The organism is Candidatus Halocynthiibacter alkanivorans (genome assembly GCF_003333265.1).
GTDB classification, from domain to species: domain Bacteria; phylum Pseudomonadota; class Alphaproteobacteria; order Rhodobacterales; family Rhodobacteraceae; genus Halocyntiibacter_A; species Halocyntiibacter_A alkanivorans.
This window is the reverse complement of the sequence record NZ_QOLB01000028.1, coordinates 1-7,877: the sequence shown is the minus strand read 5'-3', so window position 1 is coordinate 7,877 and position 7,877 is coordinate 1. Positions and strand designations below refer to the sequence as shown.

The window sequence follows — 7,877 nt, the reverse complement described above, 5'->3', positions numbered from 1 at the left end:
AGCCGGGACTGATGCAATTGGCGGTGACGCCGTGTTCGGCAAGCTCGAGCGCAACCGTCTTGGTGAAACCGTCGAGCCCGTGCTTGGCCGAATTGTATGCGGACTTGAACGGGCTGGCGACCTTCGAATGCGCCGAGGCGGTGTTGATGATCCGGCCCCAGCCCTTCCGCTTCATCGCGGGCACGGCGAGCCGCGTGGTGTGGAACGCGGCGGTCAGGTTGAGCGCGATGATCGTATCCCACTTCTCCACCGGGAAATCCTCGACCGGCGCGACATGCTGCATGCCCGCATTGTTGACGAGGATGTCGATTTCGCCCGCCGCATCCATCATCGCGGCAATTTGCGCGGGATCGGTCAGGTCGGCGCCCGAATGGGTCGCGCCCAGCTCCGCGCACAATGCGGCGATCTGCGCTTCGTCACCGAAGCCATTGAGCACCACTTCGGCGCCCTCTGCCGCCAGCGACCGGGCGATCGCAAGCCCGATCCCGCTGGTCGAGCCGGTGACGAGTGCGCGCTTACCCTTAAGCAATTGACCGTGTGACAATTGGTCCTCCGGACGTTGTAGGAATGGTCGATATCGGCCATTGCGGAGATACTCCGCGCTGTAAAGCGGCCAGGCAACAAGGGAATGCGCATGCGGCTCAATCCGTTCAACACCAACAATATCAACGTACGATCGAGCGGCGGCGGTGTCCCCGGCGGCAAGGCGGGCGGGATCGGCTGCGGCACGATCGTGATCGCGGCGATCGGCTATTTCGTCTTCGGGCTCGACCCGATGCAGACCGCGGGCATGGTGGAAAGCGTCCAGCAGGGCCAGCAGCAGGCCGGTCCGGCAAACACCGATGAACAGGCGATCTGCACCAGCAGCGCCTATGCGCGCGAAGCGTGCAACGGGCTCGATTCGCTTAACCAGACCTGGGCGGCGACGTTCGAACAACAGGGCTTCGGCGGCCAGTTCCAGCAGCCCACGCTCGATCTTTACGGCGGCGGCGGGGTCAACACGGGCTGCGGCGCGGGCAATTCTTCGATGGGCCCCTTCTACTGCCCCGCCGACCAGACGATCTATATCGACACCAGCTTCTACGACACGCTCGAACGCCAACTCGGCGCGGGAGGCGATTTCGCGCGCTATTACGTGATTGCGCATGAATATGGGCATCACATCCAGACCCTTACCGGCATCGCGAATTCGATCCGCAGTGCGCAGCAGCAAAATCCGCGCCGCGCTAACCAATTGCAGGTTCTGATGGAATTGCAGGCCGATTGCTATGCGGGCGTCTGGGCAGGCAAGAACCGCAATCTGATCGAGCCCGGCGATATCGAGGAAGGGATGCAGGCGGCTGCCGCCATCGGGGACGACCGGCTGACCGGGGGCCGCGTCTCCAGCGAGAACTTCACCCACGGCACCTCGCAGCAGCGCAGCCAGGCGCTGCGGCTGGGCCTGCAGGGCGACGACCGCGCCTGCGACAGGATCACCAATATCGGCTGACGCGGAGGGCGGGCAGCAAAAAGGGCGCGGCCCCGTCGACCGCGCCCTTCGGGGTCGCACTGCATGCGATCAGCGGGAGAGCCGGGCGATCTCCGCATCGATATCGGCCAGTATTTCGGCGCGGGTGTCATCGGACCACTTGCTATCCGATGCGATCGACTTGCGCGTGTGCTTGAGCGCCTTCAGCGCCACCATGTCGCCATAGCTTTCGCACACATACATGGTGGTGCGACCGTTGGCGTCGACCTTGGTGGTGACCGCGCGGTCCTTGTCGAGGCATTTCATCACCACCTTGGGGGCGCTGGCGACGGCCTTCTCGGCCACGGCCTCGGCGCGGACCTGCGCCGCTTCGGCATGCGCCTCCGCGAGTGCAACCTGGACCTCGCGACGGCTTTCCGCCCGGTCGACCTGCCGCGCTTCGATCTGCTGCAACTCGCGCTGCACCTTGCCGCCATCGGCCAGCGCGTCGAAATAGCGTTGGGCATCGGCTGCATTGGCGGGGCTCAGCGCCAGCGAGATGCCCTGGAAGCTGGCATGGCCCGAGCCCATGCCATCCGACGCCATGATCTGCGTGTCGCCCACGGTGAACGAGGCGTGCATGACCATCTCGGGCTTGGGGCCCGGTCCGCTGCCGTCGGCGCAGCCCTCGCCAGCGGCGCGTTTTGCGGACAGCGGGCAGGAGCGGCGCAGCGGCGCCTGAACCCGCGCCTGGCTCTAGGTGGTTCATTTTTAAACCAGGGCGGCGCGTATTACCCTGGTTTCAGGCGCAGGAATAAACCGTAATCAGGCCAGGCTCTTTGCCGGTCAGATCTGTGATCCGGCGGTCTCACAATCTGAGGATACCTGTGATGAAAGCGATTACCTACACCCGATACGGATCCCCTGACGTGCTGCGGCTGCAGGAGCTGGCGATGCCGGTGGCAGCAGAGGGCGAGCTGCTGGTGCGGATCCATGCCGCATCTGTCACCGCGGCAGACGGCATGATGCGCGCCGGAACGCCCAGGATCGGGCGCCTGTTCCTGGGGGTATTGCGGCCCAAAAACCCGGTGCCCGGCACCGGGTTTGCCGGCGAAGTGGTCGCCTGTGGTGCCGGCGTACGCCAGTATCAGACCGGCGACCGGGTGTTTGGGGAAACGGTTTTTGGCTTTGGCTCCAACGCGCAGTATCTGCGTGTTGCTGAGAACGGTGTGATTGCGCATCTGCCGGACAATGTGAGCTATGAAGCTGCCGCGCCGGTCTGCGACGGGCCCCTGACCGGGATGAATTTTCTGCATAATCTGGCGGGCATACAGGCCGGGCAGCGGGTGTTAATCAACGGGGCCTCCGGCAGCCTTGGCAGCGCTGCGGTACAGATCGCGCGCCTTGCCGGTGCGCATGTGACCGCGGTGTGCAGCGCGGGCAATGCCGATTTGGTGCGGGACCTGGGGGCGGACCAGGTGATTGAGTACACACGCGAGGATTTCACCGCCTCCGCTCAGCGCTGGGATGTTATTTACGACACCGTGGGCAAGAGTTCCTTTAGCCGCTGTAAACCGGTGTTGAACACAGGGGGGCAGTACCTGTCGCCGGTGCTGGGATTTGCGCTTTTGTGGCAGATGCTGTGGAGCACGTGGTTTGGCAGCAAAAAAGCCAAGTTCTCTGCCACCGGCGCGCTGCCGGCAACGGAGCTGCGCCGGCTTTTGTCGCAACTGCACGGCATGTATGCCAGTGGGGCGCTGCGCAGTTTCATCGACCGGCGCTATGATCTGTCCGGTACCGCAGAGGCGCATCGCTATATCGCCACCGGACGCAAACGTGGAAATGTGGTGCTGTGTATCACCCATGAAGCTGCCGGAACCGGGCGCAGCGCGGCAGCGTAACCCGCAGGGCGCCAGCAGCGGGATACCGGCGACACAACCTCCCGGTGGTATCAGCTGAGGTTCGAAAGCGCGGGCCGCGCGGCTGCCACAGGCCTGTTCTGGTGGCGCGCTGGCAGCATCATGCATGTACCGGGTGACCGGCAGCAGCCTGGCGCTGAAATGGTGACGGCGCAGTGGGCGCAGCACCGCGACTGTGGGGCGTATGCGCAGCGGCAGCGGACCGGCTGGCACGCTGGTGGCGAAGCGCTGCTGCGAACAGCGCACAGTCTGGAACCAGCGTAGAGTCGCCGCGTGGAGACAGCCGTCACACTGGCGTGGTCTACAGTCTGGCACAGTCGTCAGTCCGGCACAGTCGTCAGCCTGGCGTCGTCGTAATGCAGGCCTGCCGTGAGCGGCGCTGAGCAGGGCGCCCCTGCGGACCGTGCGGCAGACGTTGGCAGCGGGGGCAAGCGCGCCCTTGCGCAGCGACGGGCCAATCGCTGTTGAGAGGCGCGCGCGCAGTCGCCTGGTGGCGCAGTCACCGGGCGGGGCGCAGCTGCAGGCGGGGCGCCGCGCCCCTAGCCCAGCACCCGGAACAATTTGTCGCGCGAGGTGGCGCCGCGCAGCAGGATCAGGTTGGACTTTGCGGTGCCGATGGCTTTGGCCAGCAGTTTCACCACCTCTTTATTGGCTTTGCCATCTTCCGGCACGCAGGTGACATAGACCCGGATCTGATCCGCTTCGATTTTCACCAGGTTGCGCGAGGCTTTGGGTGTCACCCGCACCGCAATTTCGGTGCCCGGGCTGGCAAGATGGGCAAGGGGTCGGCTGGTCATCTGGTGGTCCTTTTGCACGGCGCTCGCCCTGGCCCGGGGAAATCATCGGGCAAACAACGGGATAAAGCATTGATTTTAGCCGCTGCGCATCCGACATGGAAGGATGACTATGTGCCCTGACCCCGGAGAGCTGTGACCATGCCTGATGCCGATGTGATGAAATTTCTGCAGACACGCCGTTCACACCCGGCGCGCAGCCTGTTTGCGCCCTGGCCTGGGCGCGACGATCTGGAACCGCTGCTGGTGGCGGCGGCGCGCTCGCCGGATCATGGCAAGCTCGAGCCCTGGCGCTTTGTCGTGCTGCAACAAGGCGCGATGGCGCGGTTGGCGGCTCTGGTGCGCGAGCGGGGTGCGGCGCTCGGGCATGACCAGGCCGCCCAGGACAAAGCGGCATCTCTCTATGAGAATTCCGGCCTGGCGGTGGTGGTGGTCTCAAGCCCGGTGGCCAGCGCCAAAATTCCGGTGATCGAGCAGACCTATTCTGCCGGTGCGGTCAGCCTGGCGCTGCTCAACGCGGCGCTGGCGGCGGGCTGGGGCGCCAACTGGATTTCGGGCTGGGCCAGCCATGACCGTGGTTTTGTCGAAGCCGGTTTTGGGCTTTCGGGCCACGAGCATGTCGCCGGCATCATCCATATCGGTACCGCAACAGCGGTGCCGCCGGAGCGGCCGCGCCCTGATATGGCGCGCATCACCAGCTGGCTGCGCGACTGAGCCCCTGTGCCCAGGAACGTTGTGCTCAAAAACGTTGTGCCCAAAATGTAGCCCCCAAAAACACGCCCCAAAAATACTGGCGTCCATAAGAGGCGGCGCAAAGCTGCAGGCAGCAATAACCCCAGGAAGAGAATATGATTTTCAACGATTTTTTCCGCGCCCTCGGCCAGATGGCCGACCCGCGCTTCCGCCGCGTCTTTTTCAAAGGCCTGGGGCTGACGCTTTTGTTGTTGTTCTCGCTGAGCTGGGGCCTGTCCTGGCTGGTGGGGTTCGCCAGCAGCGGGCCGGTGGTGTTGCCGGGATATGGCGAGATCAGCTGGCTTGGCGACCTGGCGGGCTGGGGCAGTTTCCTCGTATTCCTCGTGCTGTCCGTGTTTGTTATGCCGGCGGTTGCGGTCAGTTTTATCGGGTTGTTTCTCGATCAGATCGCCAGCGCAGTGGAGGACCGCCATTACCCTCACCTGCCGTCGGCCCGTCCCGTGAAGTTCTATGAGAGCGCCAGGGACGCGGTGAATTTCCTCGGTGTGATCATTGCTGCCAACCTGGTGGCGGTGGTGCTTTATGTGATGTTTCCACCGGTGGCGCCGTTCCTGTTTTTCGCCTTAAACGGCTATTTGCTGGGACGGGAGTATTTTCAACTGGTGGCGATGCGCCGGCTGGGGCGCCAGGGCGCCAAAGCAGCGTGGAAGCGCCACAAGGGCGCGGTCTGGGGCGCCGGTGTGCTGATGGCACTGCCTCTGACGGTGCCGCTGCTGAACCTGGCGATCCCCATCCTCGGAGTGGCGACCTTCACCCATCTTTTCCACCGGCTCGAGCGTCTCTGAGTCCAGGCAGCACAGGGATCGCACCGCCGGTCAAAGCGGCCCGCGCTTAAAGATAACGCCGCCGCACAGATGTGCCGGCGGCGTTTTTAATCAGGTGTCACCGGTGGGGCGCAGGGCGCAGGGCGCAGGGCGCAGGGCGCAGGGCGCAGGGCGCAAGGCGCAAGGCGCAAGGCGCAGGGCGCAAGGCGCAAGGCGCAAGGCGCAAGGCGCAAGGCGCAAGGCGCAAGGCGCAAGGCGCAAGGCGCAAGGCGCAAGGCGCAAGGCGCAAGGCGCAAGGCGCAAGGCGCAAGGCGCAAGGCGCAAGGCGCAGAATTGTCTGCCGCGCCTTACTGGCTGTCCAGCACTTTAAACCAGTCAAAATCGCGCACCGAGATCATACCAGAGAGAACAACATACATCAGCAGCCCCCAGATCGGAATGGCGACCAGCAGCGCGGTCCACATCTTGCGTTTGAGATTGAAATTGGCCGGGGCGCTGGCGTGGGTGCCGGGCTCCACTTTGCCCTCATCGCCCTGGGTGCGCAGACGCAGCGGCAGGATCACAAACATTGTCATGAACCAGGTCACCGCAAAAAGCACAAATGCAGAGGTATAAGCCATCAGGTTTGCTCCAGTTCGATCAGGCAGCCGTTGAAATCTTTCGGGTGCAGGAACAGCACCGGTTTGCCATGGGCGCCGATTTTGGGTTCACCGCCGCCCAGCACCCGGGCGCCGTCGGCCAGAAGCCGGTCCCGCGCCGCCAGAATGTCTTCGACCTCATAACACATGTGATGAATGCCGCCAGCCGGGTTTTTGTCCAGAAAACGCTGGATCGGAGAGTTTTCGCCCAGCGGGTAAAGCAGCTCAATCTTGGTATTGGGCAGCTCAATGAACACCACGGTCACGCCGTGATCGGGTTCGTCCTGCGGCGGGTTCACTTTGGCGCCGAGCGTGTTGGCATATTGCGCCGCCGCCGCCGCAAGGTCGGGCACCGCAATGGCCACGTGGTTCAAACGTCCGATCATCCGGGTGTCTCCTGTTGTGGTTTTGCACCTTATGCCCGCAGAGACCACCTGACAGCAAGCCTCGCGTCGCCGCATCTGTAAAAACTTAACCAGAGGTTTACCAGAGTCAGGTTTTACTCCGACTCACCCAACCGGAGAAAGTTCAATGCCTGACGATCTGGAAGTGTTTATGATGAATCAGTCCCCGACTGCGGAACGTCCGCTGCTGGGGCTGACTGTGTTAATTGTTGAAGACAGTCGTTTTGCCTGTGAGGCCATGCGCCTCCTTTGCCTGCGCTCCGGCGCCCGGATTCGCCGCGCCGACAGCCTGGCGTCTGCCCGGCGCCATCTGCGGGTCTACCGCCCCTCGGTGGTGATTATTGATCTGGGCCTGCCGGATGGTTCCGGCACCGATCTGATCGAAGAATTGTCCGTGGCACAACCGCGTGTCGACGTGTTGCTGGCGATTTCCGGCGACACCGGCGCAGCGCAGATGGCCAGTGATGCTGGCGCCGACGGCTTTTTGGCCAAACCCATTGCCTCGCTGGCCGAGTTCCAGGAGGCGGTGCTGACCCAGTTGCCTGCCGAAGCCCGCCCTGAGGGTTTCCGCCTGGTCGGTGACGAAGAAGTGCACCCCGATCCGATCGCGCTGCAGGATGATCTGGCCCATGCGGCCGATATGATCAGCCATGCGAGCGAGGATGACATGACCGGCTACCTGGCGCAGTTTCTCGCCGGGGTGGCCAAATCCGCCGGCGATGCGCCACTGCGCGAAGCGGCGGAACAGCTTGGCAGCCACCGCCGTGACGGCCAGCCCATCAGCGAAGATCTGAGCCGGATCAGCGGCCTGGTCAATGAACGGCTGGACGGGCGTATGGTGGTGTAAGCCTGCGCGGTTTCCCGGTCGCGGCACCGGCGTCTGACCTGCCTATGTTTCTGGGTGGGCGGTTGCCGGCGCTGACCCGCGTCCCGGAACCAGTCCCGCACCAGCCGCACCAGCCCCGGTCCTGCACCTGTCGCACCAACCAACCCGGGCCCAGCACCTGTCGCTCCAACCTGCCCGTCCTGCACCGCCCGCCCCAACCAGCCCGGGTCCCGCACCTGTCGTTCCAATCAGCCCTGGTCCCGGCCACGCCCGGCGGCGGGCTCAGGGGGTGGTGACCCCAGGCGCAGTCCCATCCAAGCCCCACCCCACCC

10 protein-coding genes are annotated in these 7,877 nt (G+C 64.2%); 5 read left to right on the top strand and 5 right to left on the bottom strand.

What is annotated here, in order from left to right:
- On the bottom strand, positions 1–544 hold a 544-nt coding region (locus tag DWA01_RS00610; RefSeq protein WP_272867845.1), incomplete at its 3' end, for an SDR family NAD(P)-dependent oxidoreductase.
- A 90-nt stretch (positions 545–634) separates the two neighbouring features.
- On the opposite strand from DWA01_RS00610, the gene ypfJ reads away from it, so the two are divergent.
- Positions 635–1,489 (top strand): KPN_02809 family neutral zinc metallopeptidase, encoded by an 855-nt coding sequence (gene ypfJ / locus DWA01_RS00605; RefSeq protein ID WP_114283692.1) that lies wholly within the window; start codon positions 635–637, stop codon positions 1,487–1,489.
- 69 nt (positions 1,490–1,558) lie between these two features.
- On the opposite strand, the gene DWA01_RS23220 is transcribed toward ypfJ, so the two are convergent.
- Entirely contained in the window at positions 1,559–2,089 is a 531-nt protein-coding gene (locus tag DWA01_RS23220; protein ID WP_200832470.1) for a VOC family protein, read from the bottom strand.
- A 248-nt stretch (positions 2,090–2,337) separates the two neighbouring features.
- Here DWA01_RS23220 and DWA01_RS00595 point away from each other — a divergent pair, with 248 nt between their 5' ends.
- Positions 2,338–3,348, top strand: coding sequence for an NAD(P)-dependent alcohol dehydrogenase (locus tag DWA01_RS00595; protein ID WP_114283690.1), 1,011 nt, complete (start codon positions 2,338–2,340; stop codon positions 3,346–3,348).
- Positions 3,349–3,905: 557 nt separating this feature from the next.
- Here the strand turns inward: DWA01_RS00595 and DWA01_RS00590 are convergent.
- Positions 3,906–4,163, bottom strand: a complete 258-nt coding sequence (locus DWA01_RS00590) for a DUF167 domain-containing protein (RefSeq protein WP_114283689.1) — start codon at positions 4,161–4,163, stop codon at positions 3,906–3,908.
- 138 nt (positions 4,164–4,301) lie between these two features.
- Here DWA01_RS00590 and DWA01_RS00585 point away from each other — a divergent pair, with 138 nt between their 5' ends.
- Both DWA01_RS00585 and DWA01_RS00580 read left to right on the top strand, forming a co-directional pair.
- Positions 4,302–4,874, top strand: a complete 573-nt coding sequence (locus tag DWA01_RS00585) for a nitroreductase family protein (RefSeq protein ID WP_114283688.1) — start codon at positions 4,302–4,304, stop codon at positions 4,872–4,874.
- Between the two features lie 134 nt (positions 4,875–5,008).
- On the top strand, positions 5,009–5,698 hold the full coding sequence (locus DWA01_RS00580; protein ID WP_114283687.1) for an EI24 domain-containing protein: 690 nt from the start codon (positions 5,009–5,011) through the stop codon (positions 5,696–5,698).
- 326 nt (positions 5,699–6,024) lie between these two features.
- Here the strand turns inward: DWA01_RS00580 and DWA01_RS00570 are convergent, their stop codons facing one another.
- On the bottom strand, positions 6,025–6,297 hold the full coding sequence (locus DWA01_RS00570; protein WP_114283685.1) for a DUF1467 family protein: 273 nt from the start codon (positions 6,295–6,297) through the stop codon (positions 6,025–6,027).
- Positions 6,297–6,701, bottom strand: coding sequence for a methylmalonyl-CoA epimerase (gene mce / locus DWA01_RS00565; RefSeq protein WP_114283684.1), 405 nt, complete (start codon positions 6,699–6,701; stop codon positions 6,297–6,299). Before mce ends, DWA01_RS00570 begins: the two co-directional genes overlap by 1 nt.
- Positions 6,702–6,846: 145 nt before the next feature.
- Between mce and DWA01_RS00560 the strand changes: the two genes are divergently transcribed.
- The gene (locus DWA01_RS00560) at positions 6,847–7,566 is read left to right on the top strand and encodes a response regulator (protein WP_114283683.1); all 720 of its coding nucleotides are present in this window, start codon (positions 6,847–6,849) and stop codon (positions 7,564–7,566) included.
- The last annotated feature ends 311 nt before the right edge of the window (positions 7,567–7,877 follow it).

What these genes read in the sequence shown, in the direction of transcription:
- ypfJ (WP_114283692.1), top strand. Translation starts at nt 635, where the DNA reads ATGCGGCTCAATCCGTTCAACACCAACAATATCAACGTACGATCGAGC.
- DWA01_RS23220 (WP_200832470.1), bottom strand. Translation starts at nt 2,089, where the DNA reads ATGCACGCCTCGTTCACCGTGGGCGACACGCAGATCATGGCGTCGGAT.
- DWA01_RS00595 (WP_114283690.1), top strand. Translation starts at nt 2,338, where the DNA reads ATGAAAGCGATTACCTACACCCGATACGGATCCCCTGACGTGCTGCGG.
- DWA01_RS00590 (WP_114283689.1), bottom strand. Translation starts at nt 4,163, where the DNA reads ATGACCAGCCGACCCCTTGCCCATCTTGCCAGCCCGGGCACCGAAATT.
- DWA01_RS00585 (WP_114283688.1), top strand. Translation starts at nt 4,302, where the DNA reads ATGCCTGATGCCGATGTGATGAAATTTCTGCAGACACGCCGTTCACAC.
- DWA01_RS00580 (WP_114283687.1), top strand. Translation starts at nt 5,009, where the DNA reads ATGATTTTCAACGATTTTTTCCGCGCCCTCGGCCAGATGGCCGACCCG.
- DWA01_RS00570 (WP_114283685.1), bottom strand. Translation starts at nt 6,297, where the DNA reads ATGGCTTATACCTCTGCATTTGTGCTTTTTGCGGTGACCTGGTTCATG.
- mce (WP_114283684.1), bottom strand. Translation starts at nt 6,701, where the DNA reads ATGATCGGACGTTTGAACCACGTGGCCATTGCGGTGCCCGACCTTGCG.
- DWA01_RS00560 (WP_114283683.1), top strand. Translation starts at nt 6,847, where the DNA reads ATGCCTGACGATCTGGAAGTGTTTATGATGAATCAGTCCCCGACTGCG.